The organism is Stutzerimonas stutzeri (genome assembly GCF_024448715.1).
In the GTDB taxonomy this organism is placed as follows: Bacteria; Pseudomonadota; Gammaproteobacteria; order Pseudomonadales; family Pseudomonadaceae; genus Stutzerimonas; species Stutzerimonas stutzeri_AR.
The window spans coordinates 1-20,928 of sequence record NZ_JAMOHZ010000012.1 but is presented as its reverse complement, the minus strand read 5'-3'; the positions used below and the strand labels follow the sequence as shown (position 1 = coordinate 20,928).

The window sequence follows — 20,928 nt, the reverse complement described above, 5'->3', positions numbered from 1 at the left end:
TGCTGAAAATGGCCTCCATCGAATCCCTGTTGCGTGCTGCTGATTTGCCAGATTCATCAAGTGCCAAGCTCGACGCTGAGTGGCTCTTGGCTGCTGCTCTGGGTAAGGCGCCGAGTTACCTGCGTACCTGGCCCGAACGCGAAGTTCCTCCTGAGTGCGAAGCCCGTTTTGCTGCTGATCTGGAGCGCCGTCGTAGTGGCGAGCCGGTGGCCTACATTCTCGGTCGCCAAGGCTTCTGGAGTCTTGATCTTGAGGTTGCACCGCATACGCTGATCCCCCGTCCGGATACAGAGCTGTTGGTCGAAACTGCACTGCTGTTGCTTCCGGCGACGCCGGCACAGGTGCTGGATCTCGGTACCGGTACCGGCGCGATCGCCTTGGCGCTGGCCCATGAGCGACCGGCGTGGCAGGTCACCGGCGTGGATCGCGTCGTCGAAGCCGTGGCCTTGGCCGCACGTAATGCCCAGCGGCTACGATTAGGGAATGTCACCTTTCGGGAAAGCGATTGGTTTTCCGCGCTCGACAGCCAACGCTTTGCGCTGATCGTCAGCAATCCACCTTATATACCGGCCAGCGATCCGCATCTTTTGCAGGGCGACGTACGTTTCGAGCCGAGCAGCGCCCTGGTTGCCGGTGAGGACGGGCTGGATGACATTCGGCACATCATCGGGGCCTCGGCGAGTCATCTAGTAAGCGCCGGTTGGCTGCTGCTGGAACATGGCTACGATCAGGCTGCGATGGTACGAGCGCTGCTCGCCGAAGGCGGGTTCACCAAAGTAGAAAGCCGCAGGGACTTCGGCGGGCATGAGCGCATAAGTTTGGGGCGCCTGCCATGAACGACATTTATCAGGAGAGCTGCATGCTGAGCGACGATGAGCTGCTGCGTTACAGTCGGCAGATATTGCTGAAACAGGTCGACATCGAAGGGCAGCTAAAGCTCAAGCAGAGCCGTGTGTTGATCGTCGGGCTTGGCGGCCTGGGATCTCCGGTGGCGCTGTATCTGGCTGCCGCCGGTGTCGGTGAGTTGCACCTGGCCGACTTCGACAGCCTCGATCTGACCAATCTGCAGCGCCAGATCGCCCACGACACTCCCTCGGTTGGCATGGCCAAGGTGGATTCGGCGATCGCCCGGCTGTCGGCGCTTAATCCCTTGGTCACGCTGGTGCCGCACCGCACAGCGATGGACGCCGACTCCCTCGATGAAGCGGTCGCTGCGGTGGATCTGGTGCTGGACTGCACGGACAATTTCGCCGTGCGCGAGGCGGTGAACGCGGCCTGTGTGGCCGCGAAGAAACCGCTGGTGAGCGGCGCCGCGATCCGTCTCGAAGGGCAGTTGTCAGTATTCGATCCGCGTGTAGAGACCAGCCCTTGTTACCACTGTCTCTATGGCCATGGCAGCGAAGCCGAACTGACTTGCAGCGAGGCCGGCGTGCTGGGGCCTGTTGTTGGAATGGTAGGAAGCCTGCAGGCCCTTGAGGCGATGAAACTTTTGGCCGGTTTCGGTGAGCCATTGGTGGGTAGGCTGCTGCTAGTGGATGCGCTATCCAGTCGATTCCGTGAGCTTAAGGTCAAGCGAGACCCGGCCTGTGCGGTCTGTGGCAGCGGTCATGGCTGATAACGCGCCGATCGGCGTCTTCGATTCCGGGGTGGGCGGGCTGTCGGTGCTGCGGGAGATCCGCTCACGCTTGCCGCAAGAGTCGTTGTTATATCTGGCCGACAGCGGCTACGTGCCCTATGGCGAAAAAAGTCCGGAGTTCATTCGCCAGCGTTGTCGGTCGATCGCCTCATTCTTGCTGGGGCAGGGTGCCAAGGCGCTGGTGTTGGCCTGCAATACCGCCACTGCGGCTGGCATTGCCGAGCTGCGCGAACTTTACCCCCAGCTTCCGTTGGTGGGCATGGAGCCCGCGGTTAAGCCGGCTGCCCAGGCGACTCGCAGTGGTGTGGTGGGTGTGCTGGCGACTACCGGCACGTTGAAGAGTGCCAAGTTCGCGGCCTTGCTGGATCGTTTTGCCTGCGACGTACGTGTCATCACCCAACCTTGTCCCGGCCTCGTCGAATGCATCGAGGCCGGTGAGCTCGACGCGCCAGCGACGCGCGCGCTGCTCGAAAGTTACGTCCATCCCTTGATCGAGCAGGGCTGTGACACGGTGATTCTCGGATGCACGCATTATCCGTTTATCAAGCCGCTGTTGATCGAGATGCTGCCGGCTACGGTCACGCTGGTCGATACCGGGGCGGCGGTGGCGCGACATCTCGAAACGGTACTCGCGGCGCGTGATCAACTCGGTAATGGCGAGGCGGCGACACGCTTTTGGAGCAGCGGCGATCCGGGCCGATTGGCCGCCGTACTGCCAGTGCTTTGGGGTGAATGCGGGATGGTTGCCGACTATCCTGACTAGGAACTCCCCGCTGCGCCTGCTTTCTGTATTTGGGTTAATGCTCGAAAAAACAAGCGATGCCAACTTTCGATAAGGAAATTCCGAATGAAAAAACTGATCTCCCTGGCTGCGGTTGCCGCTGTTTCGTTGGGTCAGGTGGCTGTTGTCCATGCGTTGGATTTGACCGCTGCCGTCGGCCAGACTGGTGAGTCAACGATGACCTATCGGCTCGGTGCTCAATTCGACTTCAATCGCAGCTGGTTCCAGACCAGTGTGGGCCGACTCACCGGTTACTGGGACGCGGGCTACACCTATTGGGAAGGGGACGAAACCTCAAGTAACCACAGCGTATCGCTCGCCCCTGTGTTCGTTTATGAATTCAATGGCGATTCGGTGAAGCCATATCTAGAGGCAGGCATCGGCATTGCGGCTTTCGAAAACACCGAAGTGGAGAATAACGAGTTGGGATCGTCGTTCCAGTTCGAGGACCGCTTCGGCGCAGGCCTGCGATTCGCGGGTGGCCACGAGATTGGCGTGCGGGCGATTCATTATTCCAATGCCGGCATCAAGAATCCCAACGATGGCATCGAGAGCTATGCACTGCACTATCGGGCATCGTTCTAAGAAAGCCGAACGGAAGAAACGGAAGGATTCGAAGTGGTCTAGAAACGGGGCGCTGCGCCCATCCATCGTAGGATGGGGCGGGTCGCATAGGTGAAGCCCATCAGCACCAAGCTTGATGGGCTTCACCTACTCATTTGTCGGCCAGCCTACAGCCGAGTTCGGCGATTGCCCTGATACGCCGTGGCTACGCTTCATTTCCGGTAAGCCGATTCGGTCCCCTTTCGCTCTTCCAGGCAATCATCCGAGCCGAGTTCGAACTCCCTACAAATCAGTGGGCGTTTCTCATAGATTGTGCAGCGCATGCTGTCGCGGTCGAGCGCTGCGCACCAGCCGTCATCGAGACGGCGCATGACCTGGCCACCCCAGACGTCCTCATCGATAAAGCGCTCTGGTACGCCGGTGTCGGTGATGAGAAGCACCTCGAGTCGACAGCAGCAGGCGGCACAGGTGGAGCAGCTAACGGCGGCTTCGCTCAGTTGTCGGTGGGGGATGTTTGGGGGGCTCATCGCGGCAGTGTACCCATCCTGCTCAGCGATAGCTGCAAGCGCTGCTACGGTGATGTCGCACTATCGGGGTGAGGAAGGCCAGCCCGTGAAAAGCGGCTGGCCAGGTATCGCGTTTCAGTTGTTTTCTTCGAGCTGCTTGTTCTTCCATCCTTCGCCGCCGGGCAGAACCAGGTTGAGAATCAGCGCGACGATTGCACACAACGAGATGCCGGACAGGCTGAATTCCCCATAGCCGATCGCCATGCCGCCGATGCCGAACACCAATGTCACCGAAACGATGATGAGGTTGCGCGCTTCGGACAGGTCCACCTGGTGGCGGATCAATGTGCTCAGGCCGACCACGGCGATCGAACCAAACAGCAGACAGAGAATGCCGCCCATTACCGGCACCGGAATGCTCAGAAGGCCCGCTCCGAATTTGCCAATGAAGGCCAGGACAATTGCGAAGACCGCTGCCCAGGTCATGATTTTCGGGTTGTAGTTTTTGGTCAGCATCACCGCGCCGGTGACTTCCGCATAGGTGGTGTTTGGCGGACCGCCGAACAAGCCAGCGGCCGAGGTTGCCAGACCATCTCCGAGCAGCGTGCGATGCAGGCCAGGCTTCTTGATGAAGTTATTGCCGGTGACGCCACCGATCGCGACAACGCCGCCGATGTGCTCGATGGCCGGCGCCAGCGCCACCGGGACCATAAATAGGATTGCACCCCAATGAAATTCCGGCGCGACGAAGTTCGGCACCGCCAGCCAGGGCGCGGACGCGATACCGGTGGTATCTACGACCCCGAAAACGAACGACAGAACATAGCCCACCGCGACACCTGCCAGGATAGGTACCAGGCGGAACAGCCCCCTGCCCAGTACAGCCACCAGCAGTGTGGTTAGCAAAGCAGGCATCGAAATCAGCATCGCCGTTTCGTAAGGCACCAGCTGGGCGCTACCGTCGCCAGCCTTGCCCATGGCCATGTTTACTGCAACCGGCGACAGGGCGAGACCAATGGAAATAATTACCGGGGCGATTACCACGGGCGGCAACAGGCGATCGATGAAGCTCGGCCCTTTCAGGTGGACCGCAAAACCGAGAATGATATAGACGACACCCGCAGCGACAACGCCACCGAGCACTGCCGGCAGGCCGAAGTCACCCTTGGCGGCGATGATCGGGGCGATAAAGGCGAAGCTCGAAGCAAGAAACACCGGCACCTGGCGCTTGGTGACCAGTTGGAACAGCAAGGTGCCGATACCTGCGGTGAACAGCGCAACGTTAGGGTCCATCCCAGTGATCAGCGGCATCAGAACCAGTGCGCCGAAGGCAACGAACAGCATTTGCGCGCCGGCCAGCACCTGGCGTCCGAGCGGCTCTTCCATGTGTTGCGACATGCTCAGATGTCCTTCTGCTTGGTGCCGAAGATCTTGTCTCCCGCGTCGCCCAGGCCGGGCACGATGTAGCCGTTGTTGTCCAGGCGCTCATCAATTGAGGCGGTATAAATGATGACGTCCGGGTGGGCCTTCTCCACCGCCTCGATGCCTTCCGGTGCGGCGACCAGTACCAAGGCACGAATCTCCTTGCAGCCGGCTTTTTTCAGCATGTCGATCGCCGCGACCATGGAGCCGCCAGTTGCCAGCATTGGATCGATGATCATAGCCAGACGCTGATCGAGATCGTCAACCAGTCGCTCGAGGTAGGTATGCGCCTGCAAGGTTTGTTCGTTGCGAGCGATGCCCACCGCGCTGACCTTGGCGCCGGGAATCAGGTTGAGCACGCCGTCGAGCATGCCGATACCCGCCCGCAGAATCGGTACGACGGTAATCTTCTTGCCGGAAATCTTCTCGACCTGCACCGGACCGCACCAGCCATCGATGCTGTAGTTCTCCAGCGGGAGGTCACGGGTCGCTTCGTATGTCAGGATCGATCCGACCTCCTGCGCCAGTTCGCGGAAGTTCTTGGTGCTGATATCGGCTCGGCGCATCAGTCCAAGTTTGTGGCGAATAAGCGGGTGGCGAATCTCTCGAATGGTCATGGCTGACTCCGGCGGTCGAATAAACCGGCGTAGATTAATGCATCGACGTGTTAGCGGCTATTGATGAGGTCAAACGGCACTTGCCCTGTCCGCAATTGCATCGGTATCGTCGCGCCCCTTGCATCTGTGCGCAGCCGACGAGCTGCTTCCATCCTTTTTACTGCCCTGGAGCATCGCCATGTCCGTCGATCTCGCACACATCCGCCAAGTCATGGCTGAAGCCGATTGCCTGTACGCCGAAGCTGAGGTTGACGCAGCCATCGACGCGGTCGCGGCACAAATCAACGGTGAACTGGCCGATCGCAATCCCGTGGTGTTCTGCGTGATGAACGGCGGACTGATTTTCTCCGGCAAATTGGTTCCGAAGCTCAGTTTTCCGCTGGAACTCTCCTATCTGCACGCCACGCGTTATCGCAACGAGACGAGCGGCGGCGAGTTGTTCTGGAAGGCTAAACCGGAAATTTCCTTCATCGACCGCGACGTGCTGATCGTTGACGACATTCTCGATGAGGGCCATACCCTTGGTGCGATCATCGATTTTTGCCGTCACGCCGGTGCAGCCGCCGTGCATACTGCTGTGCTGGTCGACAAGGAACATCAGCGCAAGGCCCGCCCGGATCTGAAGGCCGATTACGTCGGGCTGAGCTGCGTCGATCGCTATGTGTTCGGTTACGGCATGGATTACAAGGGATATTGGCGCAACGCGCCGGGTATCTATGCTGTTAAAGGTATGTAAGTCGGCGTCTTCTGATATGGCCTTGTAAAGGACCGAGTGTGTTCGGTCCTAATCGTCAGAGGCGACAAAAACTGCCTGGTCGCGCCTTTGCCATAACCTCGATTACAGGCGGCCTCTTGCCTTGTCTGGCTATGGTCTGCGCATGCGCGCTTCCCTTTGTTTCGGATGTGGCTCATGCGCCACGCTTTGACCTGTTCCTCTAATTCCCCCTTTGACTGTTTCGTTTCACCCCAGGCGCTGCGCTTCGGTAACGCACTGGTGCGTTGCGGCTCTTCTTTCTTGATTGTTGCTGGTGAATCTGGCGTCGAGTCAGACGTTCTGGTTCAAGCAGCCAGCGGCCGGCTGGCCGAGATTTCGCTGACGTTCTCGCCAATGAGCTCTTAACTGCTCTAGTTCGCAGGTTGCGCCAATTTCGTTCGCGGCTAAGCTCTCGAATAGCTTCGTTTGGGGTTGCGTTTCAATTGAGCCAACGCTCCCCTGAAGCCCAATAGTGGGAAGGCCGTTAATACTTAAGGATTACAAAACAAATCAAACCTTAGTGCGCTTAACCCTCTGCGGCCGTGTGGTTAGGGTGAGCGTACTTCGAACCAACCAGGAGCGCCTCATGACAAAAACAACAAGGCAAGGAATCTTCCAGCCCAAGACACTGGCCCTCGCGGTCGCGTTGGGTACCGCCGCACCGGCTTATGCCGTCACTTTCAATATCGGGGAGATTGAAGGTCAGCTGGATTCATCGATGTCCATTGGAGCGAGTTGGTCGACGACTGATCGGGATATGGACTTGGTGGGCATCAACAATGGCGGTACCGGGTTTACGCAGACGGGCGACGATGGCCGTCTGAATTTCAAGAAGGGGGAGACCTTCTCAAAAATTTTTAAGGGCGTACATGATCTCGAGCTTCGCTATCGCGACTCAGGTGTGTTTGTGCGCGGCAAATACTGGTACGACTTCGAATTGAAGGATGAGGACCGGCTCTTCAAAGACATCAGCGATAGCAACCGCAAAGAGGCTGCCCAATCTTCCGGCGCCGAAATTCTCGATGCGTTTCTCTATCACAACTATTACCTAGGCGATCTGCCAGGTACTGCGCGTGTCGGCAGACAAGTCGTGAGCTGGGGTGAAAGTACTTTCATCGGCAACAGCATCAACTCGATCAACCCGCTGGATGCCGCCGCTTTCCGCCGACCGGGCGCTGAAATTAAGGAAGGCCTGATTCCCGTCAACATGCTGTACGTATCGCAAAGTCTGACCGACCAGCTCAGCATGGAAGCCTTCTATCAGCTGGAGTGGGATCAGACGATTGTCGATAACTGCGGCACTTTCTTCGGTGGTGACGTGGCCGCTGACGGCTGTGACATGAACTACACAGTTGGCACTACGTCGTTTAGCGCTGCTCAACAAGCGGGTTTGGCGGCTGGGTTCGGCATAGCCACTACCGCCGAAGGGGTGGTTGTCCCTCGAGGTGCTGACCGTGACGCTCGTGACTCTGGGCAGTACGGGCTCGCGTTCCGTTGGCTCGCGGATGCAGCCGAATATGGCGTTTATTTCATGAACTACCATAGCCGTACGCCCTTTGTTGGGGTACAAAATGGTGGGGCCGCGGGCGTAGCTGCAGCGGGAGGTTTCCTGCAGGCAAATGGAATCGACTTTTCGAACTATCAGAGTCTAGCGAATGCGCAAGCCGTCGGCACTGCGCAAGCGGTTCTTCTGGGCACAGGTAATTATTACCTTGATTACCCCGAAGATATTCGTCTTTATGGGGCTAGTTTCTCTACAACCCTTCCGACGGGAACGGCGTGGTCTGGAGAAATAAGTTATAGGCCCAACGCTCCAGTGCAAATTAACGCTACCGACTTAACGTCGCGTTTGGCTTCGCAGCCTTTCGCCGGTTATTTAGGCGGCGGTATTGCTGGAGCTGTAGCTGCTGCTGGCATTGATCATCGCGGTTACAACCGCAAGGAAATTACTCAAATTCAGACAACCTTTACGCACTTTTTCGATCAAGTGCTAGGTGCTGGTCGAGTGACGGTAGTCGGCGAAATTGGATACACGCATGTCGGCGGGCTAGAAAGTACAAGCGATGTCCGATACGGGCGTGATTCGATTTATGGAGTCGACAATGCTCGCTACGGTGATGATGGTTATGTGACGGCCGATTCGTGGGGCTACCGTCTGCGCGCTCTGGCCAACTACAGCAACGTATTCGCCGGTGTAAACCTGACGCCGAACCTGTCTTTCTCGCATGACGTTCACGGCTATGGCCCGAACAATCTGTTCAACGAAGGCTCCAAGGCCGTCAGCGTCGGCGTCGATGCTGAATACCAGAACACCTACACCGCCAGCCTGTCTTACACCGACTTCTTCGGTGGCGACTACAACACCCTGGTCGATCGTGACTTCCTCGCGCTGAGCATGGGCGTGAACTTCTAAGGAGGCCGCTTCAATTGTCGCCGCGCGGAGGCCTTTGGCAGGTCTCCGTTGCGCTAGAAGTTATGTAAGGCCTCCGGCCAAAACAAGATCAAGAGGAACTGGAAACGTATGAAAACAACAAGAAAACTATTCAGTGTCTTGGCTCTCTCGCTGCTCGCAAGTAGCGTTATGGCCGCCGTATCGCCCGAGGAAGCCGCGAAGCTCGGTAACTCGTTGACTCCGCTCGGTGCCGAGAAAGCCGGTAACGCCGATGGGACCATCCCTGCATGGACGGGTGGCCTTCCGACTGACGCCGCACCGCTGAAAGATGGACATCTCACCAATCCCTTCAAGGATGAGCAGCCTAAGTTCGTCATCACAGCGCAGAACGTCGATCAGTACAAAGACAAGCTGACCGCAGGCCAGCAAGCGATGTTCAAGCGTTATCCGGAAACCTACAAGATTCGCGTATTCCCGACGCATCGCAGCGCCGCGGTACCGGATCGGATTTACGAGGCAGCCAAGAAAAGCGCGCTGAATACCGAGCTGGTAGGTGGTGGTAACGGTCTCGCCAACTTTGCCGACAGTCGCTATTACGCCTTCCCGATTCCTAAGAACGGTCTGGAAGTCGTCTGGAACCACATCACCCGCTATCGGGGGGGCAATGTACGCCGCAACATCGTACAGGCCACACCGCAAACCAATGGCAGCTACACGCTGGTGCACTTTGAGGATGAAGTGGCGTTCCCGAGCGACATGACGGATCTCGATCCAGAGCGCGCCCAGAACGCGCTGCTGTTCTTCAAGCAGCGAGTAACAGCGCCGTCGCGCCTCGCCGGTAACGTGCTGCTGGTGCACGACTCGCTGGATCAGGTGAAAGAACCACGTCAGGCCTGGATCTACAACGCTGGCCAGCGTCGTGTGCGTCGTGCTCCGCAGGTTGCCTATGACGGCCCGGGTACCGCAGCCGATGGTATGCGGACTACCGATAACTTCGACATGTTCAGCGGTGCCCCGGATCGTTACGACTGGAAACTGGTCGGCAAGAAAGAGCTGTACATCCCCTATAACAGCTATGAAATCAACTCCAGCGATGTGAAGTACAGCGACATTCTCAAGGCGGGTCACGTCAACCAGGATCTGGCTCGTTACGAGCTGCACCGTGTATGGGAGATCGAAGCTAACCTCAAGGATGGCGAACGTAATATTTACGCCAAGCGCCGTTTCTTCGTTGACGAAGATACCTGGACCATCGTGCAATCCGAACTCTATGACGGTCGCGGCCAGCTGTGGCGCGTCGGTGAGGCGCACATGCTGCAGTACTACCAGCATAAGGTTCCGGCCTATGCGTTCGAAGCGCTCTACGACGTGATTTCTGGCCGCTACATTGCGATCGGCTTGAGCAACGAAGAAGAAGCCCATGAGTTTGGCTACAAGGCATCGGCTCGAGATTTCACGCCTGCCGCTTTGCGAAATGCCGGGGTGCGCTGATCGTTTAGTATCCATGCAGTGAATAAGGCGGCCAGTTGGCCGCCTTTTTTTTTATTGCGAAGCGGGGGATGATACTTTTTAGCCATCAGCTAGGCCGGATATCGGTTCGAACAGTCCCTGTTCTTTCTGCGAGTCGACAAAAGTTGCCGAATCGTGCAGCGTGGTCACCGCATAAGCGCACCGATACGGTTCAGGCAGGCCGGATCTTGAGTGGGCCTTTGGCGCTGCGCTCGTTGCGTTCCTCAATGGACTGATACGAATAAGAGAAACCTCGCTATGTCCGTACGCTTCAACCCTGGTGTAATCAGCACAGAAGCCGCCGCGCAGGTTCAGGTTGCGACTATTCCCCGTCTTCCTCCAGTGCATGTTCCCAGGCCGCGGCTGGTAGATGCTTTGCTTGAAGCTCGTTGCCGACTGCGTTTGATCTGCGCACCGGCTGGTTTTGGCAAGAGCGTGCTGATGAACGAGTGCGCCCGGCTGGTGCCTGCCGATACCCATCTCTTCTGGCTCGATCTAGGTGGCCGAGCTTTCTCCGCCGAAGCGCTTTATTCCCACCTGAGCCGATTCCTGACTGGTTCATCCGCACCGACTGGGGACGTACAGCAAGATCTCATTAACCTGTTGAATGGTTTTCAGCGGCCGCTGTGGATCATGCTGGACGATTACCCACGAGACGCAACTGCCGAGCTCGATGCCTGCCTCGACATGCTTCTCGAGCAAGGTCCCGAATCCCTCAGCTGGTGGGTCAGCAGCCGACGGCAACCCGCATGGAAATTACCCAGACTTTTGCTTCAAGGTGATCTCTTCGAACTGGAGGCCGAGGCGCTGGCGCTGACCGCCGGTGAGCTTAGGCAGGTACTCAAGGTGCATCGTCTAGACGTTGCTGACGATACCTTCAAGCAGTTATTGGCGGGTAGTGAAGGTTGGCTGGCCGGTGTCAGCCTGTTGTTACTCAATGCAAATGAGCAGGCTGTACGTGAGCGCTTGGTGGCGGGGACGCCATTGCTTAAGGATTATGTTCAGCGTGAGGTGCTTGAAGGGCAGGGCGAAGATGTTCGCCGAGCCCTGTTCGCGCTGGCGCGCATGCCGCGCTTCTCACCGCAGCTTTGTGAGCATGTACTCGACGGGATTGGCAGCGACATCCTCGATGTGCTGAAAACCTTCCAATTATTTATTCGCCAGATCGACAACTGTGGTGAATGGTTTCGCCTGTGGCGTCCGCTAACCCTGATGTTGCAGCGCATGCCGGAAGCTGTATCGCCGACCCAAACCCATTTACGAGCGTGTCAATGGTTCGCCAATCGCGGCGAGATGCGCGAAGCGGTCGAGCATGCCTTATGGGCGGGGCAGCCGGAGGTCGCAGCCAACTTCCTGCAACGCTACGGGCAGGAACAATTGCTCATCGGCGATAACGTCTCGCATTTCATGAAGTGGCGTAGCGAGTTGCCGCAGGATCTGTTCAACAGTACGACTCGGTTGATTGTGCTGCATGGCTGGGCGTTGATCATTTCCGCCCGGCTCGATGAAGTGGACGATTGCCTTGCCGATCTGGCGAAATTCTTTCCCCAGCCCGACGCCCGGCGTCAGGCGCAGTTACTGGCCCAATGGCAAGCACTGCGCGGATTTCTTGCGCGACTGCGTGGTGAGCCGGAGGCCAGAAACTATTGTCTCCAGGCACTGGAAGTTTTGTCGGATCACGCCTGGGCGCAGCGCGTATTGTGCTACCAAGCGCTGTCCCAGCAGGCGATGGCTGAAGGCCAGCTCGAACTGGCTCAGCAATACAACAGCGAAGGGATGAAACTGGCGCGGCTCAAGGGCAGCGTGCTCTACGAAGCGATGCTTAACGTCGACCGAGTCCAGTTGCTCGAGCTCACCGGAGAATTCGAACGGGCCGTTGGGGTTCTTGAAGAATCTCTAATGGTGTTACGCGATAGCGTCAAACATAGCCCGATCATTGGCCGGTTGAAGCTGCTGCAAGGTCACTTACTGGCGTATCAAGGCCTCGATGAGCCGGCCCGCGAGGCATATCAGCAGGGGCGAATCGAAACCGAAACCTGCGGCGACTCCTATGTGTTCTTCGGCTACGCCGGACTGGCGGAGCTGGCGGCTCGCAACCAGGAATTCCCAACGGCCTATCATTGGTTGCGTGAGGCTGAGCGGCTGACGCAGTGGCGGCACGTGCCAGAGGCGCGTTTCCGCGGCATCCTTCCGCTTATCACCGGTCTGACCTGGCTGCATCAGGGGCAACTGAAAAAGGCCCGGGCCGTCTTCATTCAAATGCTGGAGCTATACGAGGGGCAAGCGTATCTGGCTCCCTCCGGATTCTACGAGTTGCTGCCACGCGTTCAGCGCTACCTTGCGGTAATTGATTTAATGTCGGGGCGTTGCTCGTTGGCCATCGAGACGTTACGCGAGCTGATCGAGCAGAATCTTCGTGTGCAGCGCCTGGGCTTGGCTTGTGAGTGTCGATTTACGCTTGCAGAAGCGCTGCAGTTGGAAGGCCTCCATGAGGAAGCTGAGCTGGAGTTACGCAAAGCTTTGGGCGAGGCGGCGAGGCAACATCTGATCAAGCCGCTGTACGAATTGCAGCATCGTCAGCCGCAATGGCTCGCCAAAATGTTGCCTGCCGGCAAAGGTGAAAGCCTGCGTGATCGGCTCCTGCAGTTCGAGCGCGAACCCGAAGAGTCACTTGCTCCAGGCGATGAGGTGATTCTGAGCAATCGTGAACTCACGGTGCTGCGTCTCATCGCGCAGGGTTGCTCGAATCAGGAAATCGCCGAGCAGCTCTTTATTTCGCTGCATACGGTCAAGACTCATGCGCGGCGCATCAATACCAAGCTGGGCGTGGCTAGACGTACCCAGGCGGTGGCGCGGGCCAAGGCCTTGGCTTGGCTCTGAGCTCAGATGGCTAGCAACCAGCCGAAATTGGGTAAATCAGGCTTTAATGCCAAAGCGGCGTGCGAGGCTATACCATCGTGCGGCAAAGATGGTCATTGGTAAGCTGTCGGAATAGCGTAGCTCGGGCTGCCCGTGGCTCGCATGCAATCAGGCTGGACGTTACTGAACGGTCGGGTGCGAATGCCCGGTGAGCAGATGGGAGCCGGCTTGTCCGCCGCGTTCGATTGCGAGGCTGAACTGCAGGCTAGTAATCAGTCGCTCGAGTTGCTGTTGGTCCCGCCACTGATTAGCGCTGATGAAGCGCTTGACCGCCACGCCGGCAGAGTCGGTCAAGGTCAGCAGGATACTGCCGTCAGGCTTTTCGATGCTGAAGTTGACGCTGTAGCCTGGTTGAAATACATCGCTGATCTTTTTGAATGGACTTTCCATGCCGGTTACCTGATTGGAAGACTGCTACCAATGGACCGAATGAGGAATAACTAGTTTCGCCCGCTGGGTCTGTTGGCTGGCAAAAGCGCCGAATGGATATCGGCACTGCAATACCATCTAATCAGGACGCCTCGACCGAGTCCGGTAGCTCCGCCAACGCCTCGGGATTGCTCTTGAATGCCTTGGCGAAGAGGTCCCGGTGTCTAGCCATAAAAATGCCGATATCGTCGGCCTGCTGTTCGCTCAGCGACGGCGAAGCCTTCTGCAACGCTGCGGCCAAGGCTTCGGCCAGTTCGAGCATTTTGTCGTGACGATCGGCTTCGGCTTTATCCATGAACAAACGCTCCAGGTCCCGGCTGCTGCGGTACATCACTTCGACGGCCATCTACCACCTCGGCTCAATTGAATTAACACTACTGGTTTTTTGTACAGCTTAAGCTGCTTGGCTGGGAATGGAAAGCGCTTGTGTCATCCAAGAAGTGTCTTAGCTGGCGAACTAGCCTTTGTAGTCGTTCTGCCAGATTTCGATGGGTTCAGCGGACGCTCTAGCGCTGGCATAGCCGGGCTGCGACTCAACAACCTAACAATCGCAAGCGGCGGGTCGCTCCGGTCAATCTTCTGCCGCTGGCTTGGCGTGGCTGGCGAGCCGCTCAAGCGCGGCCTTGAGCTTGGGGTCCGTGATGCCTCGTGCAGTTTCTTGGATGTTGCCCGCGGCGCGCATGGACAGTTCCGGTGATGGTCCAGGTTTGTGGCGGGGCGTCTCGGGGGGCTGGACCTTGAACAGGATGCGACTCAGGCTGGTGAATTCTTCCATGTTCTGCAGCTGGCGTTGCAGGCGGCGTTGCTGATAGCGCAAGCGCGTCGCCCAGTGGCCATCTGTCACGATGAGCAGCAGGCTACCTTCACGCCAGGAAGCGACGTGGCAATGCTCACGCGCCGCGGGTTGCAGCTGGCTCTCGACCAGTTGCTGCAGGCGGTCGAGTCGTCTCGCCTCGCCGAAGAGGGCTTTCAGCGGCTTTGCCTCGCGCAGCAGCGCAGCGGGCGCTCGAGCTGGCAATGGGCGCAACGACATGGTGATGACCCGTAATAGGTGATGAGCCGTTATGTTAGCAGAAGCACCTGAAGGCTCTGCGCTTGCGCTCGTTGGCTGCACGGCAGACACGAAGAAGCCTCACCACGTTTAGCTGAATTGGGCATACTGGCAGATCGCTTGTAACGGCGTTGCACGTGACTGCCGGGTCGGCAGGTTTGCTGCGCTGATGGTTGCCGCAGCTGCGCAGTAGGCACCTTTCCTCTCAAGCGTTTCCGAGTAGAATGCCCCCTTTGCACGAAGCCGTGGTGGCCCTGCGGCTGTGCCTCCATCCCCAGCATGGAAGTCTTTGTCGATATGTTTGCGCCTTTAATGAAGAAGCTTTTTGGTAGCAAGAATGAGCGTGAGGTCAAGCGCATGCTCAAGGCGGTTCAGTCCGTCAATGCGCTCGAAGAGCAGATGCTGTCGCTCTCCGATGAGCAACTGCGAAGCAAGACCGAAGAGTTCAAGGCCCGCCTCGGCCAAGGCGAGACCCTCGACCAGATTCTTCCCGAAGCCTTCGCGGTCTGCCGTGAAGCCGGCAAGCGTGTAATGGGCATGCGTCACTTCGATGTGCAGCTGATCGGCGGCATGACCCTGCATGAAGGCAAGATCGCCGAGATGCGTACCGGTGAAGGTAAGACCTTGGTCGCGACGCTTGCGGTCTACCTCAACGCACTTGCTGGCAAGGGCGTTCACGTGGTGACGGTGAACGACTATTTGGCGCGCCGCGACGCCAATTGGATGCGTCCACTGTATGAATTCCTCGGGCTGACGTTGGGCATCGTCACGCCTTTCCAGCCGCCGGAAGAAAAGCGTGCCGCTTATGCCGCGGACATCACCTACGGAACCAATAACGAGTTCGGCTTCGACTACCTGCGCGACAACATGGCATTCAGTCTGGGGGAAAAGAACCAGCGGGAACTCAATTTCGCGGTCATCGACGAAGTGGACTCGATTCTTATCGACGAAGCTCGGACCCCGCTGATCATCTCCGGTCAGGCCGAAGACAGCTCCAAGCTCTATCAGCAGATCAATCAGCTGATCCCGTTGCTCAAGCAGCACATCGAGGAAGAGGAGGGTGTCGTCACCCAGGAAGGGCACTTCAGCATCGATGAGAAGACCCGGCAGGTTGAGCTGAACGAGCAGGGCCATCAGTTTGTCGAGGAAATGCTGACCAAGGCGGGGCTACTGGCAGAAGGCGAAAGCCTGTACTCGGCCCACAATCTCGGCCTGTTGACACACGTTTATTCAAGTCTGCGTGCGCACAAGCTGTTCCATCGCAACGTCGAATACATCGTGCAGAACAATCAGGTACTGCTGATCGACGAGCACACCGGACGAACCATGCCGGGCCGCCGTCTGTCCGAAGGACTGCATCAGGCTATCGAGGCGAAAGAAGGACTGCCGATCCAGCCTGAAAGCCAGACCCTGGCATCGACTACTTTCCAGAATTACTTCCGCTTGTACAACAAGCTTTCCGGTATGACGGGCACCGCCGATACCGAAGCCTTCGAATTCATGCAGATTTACAACCTGCCGGTAATGGTGATCCCGACCAACAAGCCGCTGGCGCGCAAGGATTACAACGACCTGGTCTATCTGACCCAGGAAGAAAAATTTGCGGCGATCATCGCTGATATCAAGGATTGCCAGAACAATGGCCGTCCGGTCCTGGTGGGCACCGCGACCATCGAGAGTTCGGAATACGTGTCGCAACTACTGCAGAAGGAAGGTATCGAGCACAAGGTGCTCAACGCCAAGCACCACGACAAGGAAGCGGAAATCATTGCCCAGGCGGGTCGCCCCGGTGCGGTGACCATCGCCACCAACATGGCTGGCCGGGGCACCGACATCCTTCTCGGTGGTAATTGGGAAGTAGAAGTGGCTTCGTTGGAGAACCCTTCCGACGAGCAAGTCGCGCAGATCAAGTCCGAATGGCAAAAGCGCCATCAGGCGGTGCTGGAAGCGGGTGGCCTACATGTGATTGCGTCCGAACGTCACGAATCGCGTCGTATTGACAACCAATTGCGCGGCCGCGCCGGTCGTCAAGGCGATGCCGGCTCAAGCCGTTTCTACCTGTCCCTGGAAGACAGCCTGATGCGCATCTTCGCCTCGGACCGGGTGAAGAACTTCATGAAGGCGCTGGGCATGGAATCCGGCGAGGCCATCGAGCATCGCATGGTCACCAATGCCATCGAAAAGGCTCAGCGCAAGGTCGAGGGCCGCAACTTCGATATGCGCAAGCAACTGCTCGAATACGACGATGTCGCCAACGAGCAGCGTAAAGTGATTTATCACATGCGTAACAGCTTATTGGCTGCCGATGAAATCGGCGAGACCATCACCGAATTCCGCCGTGAAGCGCTCGACCATGCGATCAGCCAGCACATACCGCCGCAGTCTCTGCCGGAGCAGTGGGATATCGCCGGTCTGGAAGCCGTGCTCTACAGTGATTTCGGTACGCGTCTGCCGGTTCAGCAGTGGCTCGACGAAGACGAAAAGCTCTACGAGGAAACCCTGCGCGAACGCATTCTGCAGTCTCTGACCGACGCCTACAGAGAGAAGGAAGAGATGGCTGGCGCCGAGGCGCTGCGCACCTTCGAGAAGCAGATCGTACTGCGCGTGCTCGACGATCTGTGGAAGGACCATCTGTCCACCATGGACCATCTGCGACATGGTATCCATCTGCGCGGTTATGCCCAGAAGAACCCGAAGCAGGAATACAAGCGCGAGTCCTTCACGTTGTTCCAGGATCTGCTCGAATCCATCAAGCGCGACGCGATTCGCGTGCTCTCCCATGTCCAGGTGCGTCGCGAAGACCCCGCTGAGGAAGAACAGCGTCTGCGCCGCGAAGCCGAAGCATTGGCGCAGCGTATGCAGTTCCAACATGCCGAGGTTTCGCCGCTGGACCAGACGGAAGATGAGCCAGAGGCCGAGGGTGGCGCGGCCGCAGCCGTGGCGCCAGTGCGTACTGAGCAGAAGATCGGGCGCAACGAGCCGTGCCCCTGTGGCTCAGGCAAAAAGTACAAACATTGTCACGGACAGGTTCAGTAACCGTTCCGTTCGCTATGACCCCGCGCCGCGACCGGCTTAGCCGCTCGCGGCGTTTTTCTCCCTGATTCCCGGTGGCCGAAGGCCATCTATCCTTCTCAAAGGAGCGCATCAATGGCTGTCGGTCTTGGTCCCTTACCTATATTGCATCCTGTACCGGGTTTTGAACTCGGCATCGCTTCGGCCGGCATCAAGCGGCCGGGGCGCAAGGACGTCGTGGTGATGCGCTGTGCAGAAGGTTCGACGATCGCGGGCATATTCACGCTCAACGCCTTCTGCGCCGCGCCGGTCATCCTTGCCAAACAGCGCGCGCAGGGAACTGTCCGCTATCTGCTGACCAATACCGGCAATGCCAACGCTGGTACTGGCGAGCCGGGTATGCAAGCAGCGATTCGCAGCTGCTCCAGTCTGGCCAGGCTGGCGGATGTCGAAGATAGTGCCATTTTGCCGTTTTCCACTGGCGTGATCGGCGAGCCACTGCCGGTGGACAAGATCGAGGCGGCGTTACCGGCGGCCCTGGCTGATCTCGACGAAAACCATTGGGCCGAAGCGGCTACCGGTATCATGACTACCGATACTCTGCCGAAGGGTGCCAGCCGGCAGTTTGAACATCAGGGTGTTATCGTCACTGTTACCGGTATATCAAAAGGCGCCGGCATGATCCGCCCGAACATGGCGACAATGCTTGGCTACATTGCGACCGACGCCAAGGTTGCGCAGGGCGTTCTGCAAGACCTGCTGCGCGATGCGGCGAACAAATCCTTCAACCGCATCACCATTGATGGCGATACCTCCACCAACGATTGCTGCATGCTGGTCGCGACCGGCCAGGCCGGCTTGCCGGAAATCACCGAAGCTAGTGGCGAGCTTTTCATAAAGCTCAAGCAGGCGGTGTTCGAGGTGAGCATGGAGGTTGCGCAATCCATTGTGCGTGATGGCGAGGGGGCGACCAAGTTCGTCACGGTGATGGTCAATGGCGGCAAGAATCATCAGGAATGCCTTGATGTCGGTTACGCCGTCGCGCATTCGCCGCTGATCAAAACCGCGCTGTTCGCTTCCGATCCGAACTGGGGCCGTATCCTGGCAGCGGTTGGCCGAGCCGGAGTGCCTGAACTGGACGTCAGCAAGATCGACGTGTACCTGGGCGCGGTGTGCATCGCCAGCAAAGGCGGCCGCTCGCCCAGCTACACCGAAGAGCAGGGTGCTGCGGTGATGGCCGAAGAGGAAATTGAAATTCGCATCGAGCTGGGGCGTGGCAGCTGCAGCGAGACCATTTGGACGACCGATCTATCCCATGAGTACGTGCGTATCAATGCCGAATATCGCACCTGAGGCGCAGCGGCAAACGGCAAGCCACAAGCCGCAGTTCGCGCATCGGCTTCTGCTTGGGGCTTATAGCGTGCGGCTTGGAGCTGTTGAAGCATGAACCGAATCCATGTCGCCGCCGCGGTGATCCGTTCCGCCGACGGCCTAGTGCTAATCGCCAAGCGGGCGCTCGATAAGCACCAAGGCGGGCTATGGGAGTTCCCTGGCGGCAAGGTCGAGGCCGGCGAAACCATTGAGACCGCCCTGGCGCGCGAACTGCACGAAGAGCTGGGGATCACGGTCACCAAGGCCCGCCCGCTGATTCAAGTGCGCCACGATTATCCGGACAAGCAGGTTCTGCTGGATGTTTGGGACGTGTTGGCGTTCTCCGGCGAACCGCATGGCGCCGAGGGCCAGCCGCTGGCATGGGTGGAGCCTGCTGATTTGCCGGGCTACAACTTTCCTGCGGCGAACCGGCCGATAGTCGCTGCAGCGCGTTTGCCGGATCGCTACCTGATTACCCCTGACGGTCTTTCTCCGCAACAGCTGCTGAACGGATTGGCCTTGGCACTGGATACCGGCGTTCGGCTGATTCAGTTGCGAGCGCCATCCCTGTCTCTCCGTGATTACCGAGCGTTGGCGACCGACGTCATGGAACTGTGTGTCGGGCGCGCCCAACTGATGCTGAAGGGCCCTTTGGAATGGGTGGGCGAGTTTCCGACTGCCGGTTGGCATCTGACGGCTGAGCAGTTGCGACAACATGCCGGACGAGGCAGACCGGTCCCGGTCGGGCAATGGTTCGCGGCGTCCTGCCATGACGCCGCTGAACTGGATATGGCCTCGACAATTGGGGTCGATTTCATCACGCTCTCTCCTGTGCTGCGTACTACCACTCACCCTGAGGTACCGCCTTTGGGCTGGCCACGCGCCGCTGAATTGCTGTTAGGCTTCAACCAGCCTGCTTATCTGTTGGGCGGCCTTGGCCCCTCCGAACTCGAAAAGGCTTTACATGCGGGCGGTCAAGGTGTCGCAGCCATCCGGGCATTCTGGCCGGGGTAAAACGATTGGGGTTGTTAACCGTTGGCCATCACCTCGGCTCAACCTCGAAAGCCCTGATCCGAATTGCCCTTCAATGACGTTGTCGTATTCGTCGGAGTTGCAGATATTGCAGTGATAGCGGAATTTTATCGTTGCTATGTTCTCAATCAATTAACCATATGCGACCAGCTGCGTTATCGTAGCGCCCGTCAATTTATCAATCCCCAAAGGAGTTAATAGATGTCTCTGGTCAACACCCAAGTCCAGCCGTTCAAAGTCAACGCTTTTCATAATGGCAAATTCATCGAAGTCACCGAACAATCCTTGAAAGGTAAGTGGTCGGTGCTGATCTTCATGCCGGCAGCCTTCACCTTCAACTGCCCGACCGAGATCGAAGACGCTGCCAATAGCTATGCCGAATTCCAGAAGGCCGGTACCGAGGTGTACATCGTCACCACCGATACCCATTTCTCGCACAAAGTTTGGCACGAGACTTCCCCGGCTGTTGGCAAGGCCCAGTTTCCGCTGATCGGCGACCCGACTCATCAGCTGACCAACGCTTTCGGCGTACACATCGCTGAAGAAGGTCTGGCGCTGCGCGGCACCTTCCTGATTAACCCGGAAGGCGTGATCAAGACCGTTGAAATCCATTCCAACGAAATCGCTCGTGACGTTAGCGAAACCCTGCGCAAGCTGAAAGCTGCCCAGTACACCGCTGCGCATCCGGGTGAAGTTTGCCCGGCGAAGTGGAAGGAAGGCGAGAAGACCCTGGCTCCATCCCTGGACCTGGTCGGCAAGATCTAAATGGCCGGTAAGCGCTGCGCTTAGCCGCAGCGCCTGCAGTGCCGTTCTCGACCGGATCGTCGGTCGGGGATGCCAAACGCCTGGGCGCGAACCGTCCGGGCGTTTTATTAACCGATTTCTGCAAAAAGGGTACCGCTGCTCATGTTGGACACCAATCTCAAAACCCAG

Annotated in this window: 18 protein-coding genes; 12 read left to right on the top strand and 6 right to left on the bottom strand. The window is 58.1% G+C overall.

All coding sequences use genetic code 11. The features are described from left to right. Positions 1-8 precede the first annotated feature (8 nt). The 4 genes from prmC (at position 9) to NAV33_RS20335 (ending at position 3,002) form a co-directional block, all read left to right on the top strand. The gene (gene prmC, locus NAV33_RS20350) at positions 9-836 is read left to right on the top strand and encodes a peptide chain release factor N(5)-glutamine methyltransferase (protein WP_255983476.1); all 828 of its coding nucleotides are present in this window, start codon (positions 9-11) and stop codon (positions 834-836) included. Positions 837-859: 23 nt separating this feature from the next. Beyond that, positions 860-1,615: a molybdopterin-synthase adenylyltransferase MoeB gene (locus tag NAV33_RS20345; protein WP_255983474.1), complete on the top strand. Its 756-nt coding sequence runs from the start codon at positions 860-862 to the stop codon at positions 1,613-1,615. Continuing rightward, a complete protein-coding gene (gene murI / locus NAV33_RS20340) occupies positions 1,608-2,399 on the top strand; it encodes a glutamate racemase (protein ID WP_255983472.1) in 792 nt (263 codons plus the stop codon). Before NAV33_RS20345 ends, murI begins: the two co-directional genes overlap by 8 nt. 84 nt (positions 2,400-2,483) lie before the next feature. Next, entirely contained in the window at positions 2,484-3,002 is a 519-nt protein-coding gene (locus NAV33_RS20335) for an acyloxyacyl hydrolase (RefSeq protein WP_255983470.1), read from the top strand. Positions 3,003-3,193: 191 nt separating this feature from the next. On the opposite strand, the gene NAV33_RS20330 is transcribed toward NAV33_RS20335, so the two are convergent. The 3 genes from NAV33_RS20330 to upp form a co-directional block, all read right to left on the bottom strand. Continuing rightward, positions 3,194-3,508, bottom strand: a complete 315-nt coding sequence (locus tag NAV33_RS20330; protein ID WP_255983468.1) for a YkgJ family cysteine cluster protein — start codon at positions 3,506-3,508, stop codon at positions 3,194-3,196. Positions 3,509-3,622: 114 nt separating this feature from the next. Next, a complete protein-coding gene (locus tag NAV33_RS20325) occupies positions 3,623-4,885 on the bottom strand; it encodes a uracil-xanthine permease family protein (RefSeq protein ID WP_255983466.1) in 1,263 nt (420 codons plus the stop codon). A 2-nt stretch (positions 4,886-4,887) separates the two neighbouring features. Continuing rightward, positions 4,888-5,526: a uracil phosphoribosyltransferase gene (gene upp, locus NAV33_RS20320; protein ID WP_255983464.1), complete on the bottom strand. Its 639-nt coding sequence runs from the start codon at positions 5,524-5,526 to the stop codon at positions 4,888-4,890. 178 nt (positions 5,527-5,704) lie between these two features. Between upp and NAV33_RS20315 the strand changes: the two genes are divergently transcribed. The 4 genes from NAV33_RS20315 (at position 5,705) to NAV33_RS20300 (ending at position 13,061) form a co-directional block, all read left to right on the top strand. Further along, positions 5,705-6,262 carry a hypoxanthine-guanine phosphoribosyltransferase gene (locus NAV33_RS20315; RefSeq protein ID WP_255983463.1) on the top strand — a complete coding sequence of 186 codons (558 nt, stop codon included), beginning with the start codon at positions 5,705-5,707 and terminating at the stop codon, positions 6,260-6,262. Positions 6,263-6,866: 604 nt separating this feature from the next. Further along, complete coding sequence (locus tag NAV33_RS20310; protein ID WP_255983461.1) at positions 6,867-8,693, top strand: DUF1302 domain-containing protein; 1,827 nt, start codon at positions 6,867-6,869, stop codon at positions 8,691-8,693. Between the two features lie 108 nt (positions 8,694-8,801). Further along, complete coding sequence (locus tag NAV33_RS20305) at positions 8,802-10,163, top strand: DUF1329 domain-containing protein (protein WP_255983459.1); 1,362 nt, start codon at positions 8,802-8,804, stop codon at positions 10,161-10,163. Positions 10,164-10,439: 276 nt separating this feature from the next. After that, the gene (locus NAV33_RS20300) at positions 10,440-13,061 is read left to right on the top strand and encodes a LuxR C-terminal-related transcriptional regulator (protein WP_255983457.1); all 2,622 of its coding nucleotides are present in this window, start codon (positions 10,440-10,442) and stop codon (positions 13,059-13,061) included. A 159-nt stretch (positions 13,062-13,220) separates the two neighbouring features. On the opposite strand, the gene NAV33_RS20295 is transcribed toward NAV33_RS20300, so the two are convergent. From NAV33_RS20295 to NAV33_RS20285, 3 genes are all read right to left on the bottom strand, one after another. Then, positions 13,221-13,490, bottom strand: a complete 270-nt coding sequence (locus NAV33_RS20295) for a DUF3509 domain-containing protein (protein WP_255983455.1) — start codon at positions 13,488-13,490, stop codon at positions 13,221-13,223. 121 nt (positions 13,491-13,611) lie between these two features. Beyond that, positions 13,612-13,875, bottom strand: coding sequence for a YebG family protein (locus NAV33_RS20290; protein WP_255983453.1), 264 nt, complete (start codon positions 13,873-13,875; stop codon positions 13,612-13,614). 225 nt (positions 13,876-14,100) lie between these two features. Continuing rightward, positions 14,101-14,562, bottom strand: a complete 462-nt coding sequence (locus NAV33_RS20285; protein WP_255983451.1) for a DciA family protein — start codon at positions 14,560-14,562, stop codon at positions 14,101-14,103. Positions 14,563-14,877: 315 nt separating this feature from the next. On the opposite strand from NAV33_RS20285, the gene secA reads away from it, so the two are divergent. The 4 genes from secA to ahpC all read left to right on the top strand — a co-directional run bounded on the left by secA (position 14,878) and on the right by ahpC (position 20,760). Continuing rightward, entirely contained in the window at positions 14,878-17,616 is a 2,739-nt protein-coding gene (gene secA / locus NAV33_RS20280) for a preprotein translocase subunit SecA (protein ID WP_255983449.1), read from the top strand. A 111-nt stretch (positions 17,617-17,727) separates the two neighbouring features. Then, positions 17,728-18,945, top strand: a complete 1,218-nt coding sequence (gene argJ, locus NAV33_RS20275; RefSeq protein WP_255983447.1) for a bifunctional glutamate N-acetyltransferase/amino-acid acetyltransferase ArgJ — start codon at positions 17,728-17,730, stop codon at positions 18,943-18,945. Positions 18,946-19,035: 90 nt separating this feature from the next. Continuing rightward, complete coding sequence (locus tag NAV33_RS20270; protein WP_255983445.1) at positions 19,036-19,977, top strand: Nudix family hydrolase; 942 nt, start codon at positions 19,036-19,038, stop codon at positions 19,975-19,977. Positions 19,978-20,196: 219 nt separating this feature from the next. Then, on the top strand, positions 20,197-20,760 hold the full coding sequence (gene ahpC / locus NAV33_RS20265) for an alkyl hydroperoxide reductase subunit C (RefSeq protein ID WP_255983443.1): 564 nt from the start codon (positions 20,197-20,199) through the stop codon (positions 20,758-20,760). The last annotated feature ends 168 nt before the right edge of the window (positions 20,761-20,928 follow it).

Bases quoted from the DNA above. Each gene is read 5' to 3' on its own strand.
- NAV33_RS20285 (WP_255983451.1), bottom strand. From the start codon at position 14,562: ATGTCGTTGCGCCCATTGCCAGCTCGAGCGCCCGCTGCGCTGCTGCGC.
- murI (WP_255983472.1), top strand. From the start codon at position 1,608: ATGGCTGATAACGCGCCGATCGGCGTCTTCGATTCCGGGGTGGGCGGG.
- argJ (WP_255983447.1), top strand. From the start codon at position 17,728: ATGGCTGTCGGTCTTGGTCCCTTACCTATATTGCATCCTGTACCGGGT.
- NAV33_RS20310 (WP_255983461.1), top strand. From the start codon at position 6,867: ATGACAAAAACAACAAGGCAAGGAATCTTCCAGCCCAAGACACTGGCC.
- NAV33_RS20295 (WP_255983455.1), bottom strand. From the start codon at position 13,490: ATGGAAAGTCCATTCAAAAAGATCAGCGATGTATTTCAACCAGGCTAC.
- NAV33_RS20300 (WP_255983457.1), top strand. From the start codon at position 10,440: ATGTCCGTACGCTTCAACCCTGGTGTAATCAGCACAGAAGCCGCCGCG.
- upp (WP_255983464.1), bottom strand. From the start codon at position 5,526: ATGACCATTCGAGAGATTCGCCACCCGCTTATTCGCCACAAACTTGGA.
- NAV33_RS20335 (WP_255983470.1), top strand. From the start codon at position 2,484: ATGAAAAAACTGATCTCCCTGGCTGCGGTTGCCGCTGTTTCGTTGGGT.
- secA (WP_255983449.1), top strand. From the start codon at position 14,878: ATGTTTGCGCCTTTAATGAAGAAGCTTTTTGGTAGCAAGAATGAGCGT.
- NAV33_RS20270 (WP_255983445.1), top strand. From the start codon at position 19,036: ATGAACCGAATCCATGTCGCCGCCGCGGTGATCCGTTCCGCCGACGGC.
- NAV33_RS20325 (WP_255983466.1), bottom strand. From the start codon at position 4,885: ATGTCGCAACACATGGAAGAGCCGCTCGGACGCCAGGTGCTGGCCGGC.
- ahpC (WP_255983443.1), top strand. From the start codon at position 20,197: ATGTCTCTGGTCAACACCCAAGTCCAGCCGTTCAAAGTCAACGCTTTT.
- prmC (WP_255983476.1), top strand. From the start codon at position 9: ATGGCCTCCATCGAATCCCTGTTGCGTGCTGCTGATTTGCCAGATTCA.
- NAV33_RS20345 (WP_255983474.1), top strand. From the start codon at position 860: ATGCTGAGCGACGATGAGCTGCTGCGTTACAGTCGGCAGATATTGCTG.
- NAV33_RS20315 (WP_255983463.1), top strand. From the start codon at position 5,705: ATGTCCGTCGATCTCGCACACATCCGCCAAGTCATGGCTGAAGCCGAT.
- NAV33_RS20330 (WP_255983468.1), bottom strand. From the start codon at position 3,508: ATGAGCCCCCCAAACATCCCCCACCGACAACTGAGCGAAGCCGCCGTT.
- NAV33_RS20305 (WP_255983459.1), top strand. From the start codon at position 8,802: ATGAAAACAACAAGAAAACTATTCAGTGTCTTGGCTCTCTCGCTGCTC.
- NAV33_RS20290 (WP_255983453.1), bottom strand. From the start codon at position 13,875: ATGGCCGTCGAAGTGATGTACCGCAGCAGCCGGGACCTGGAGCGTTTG.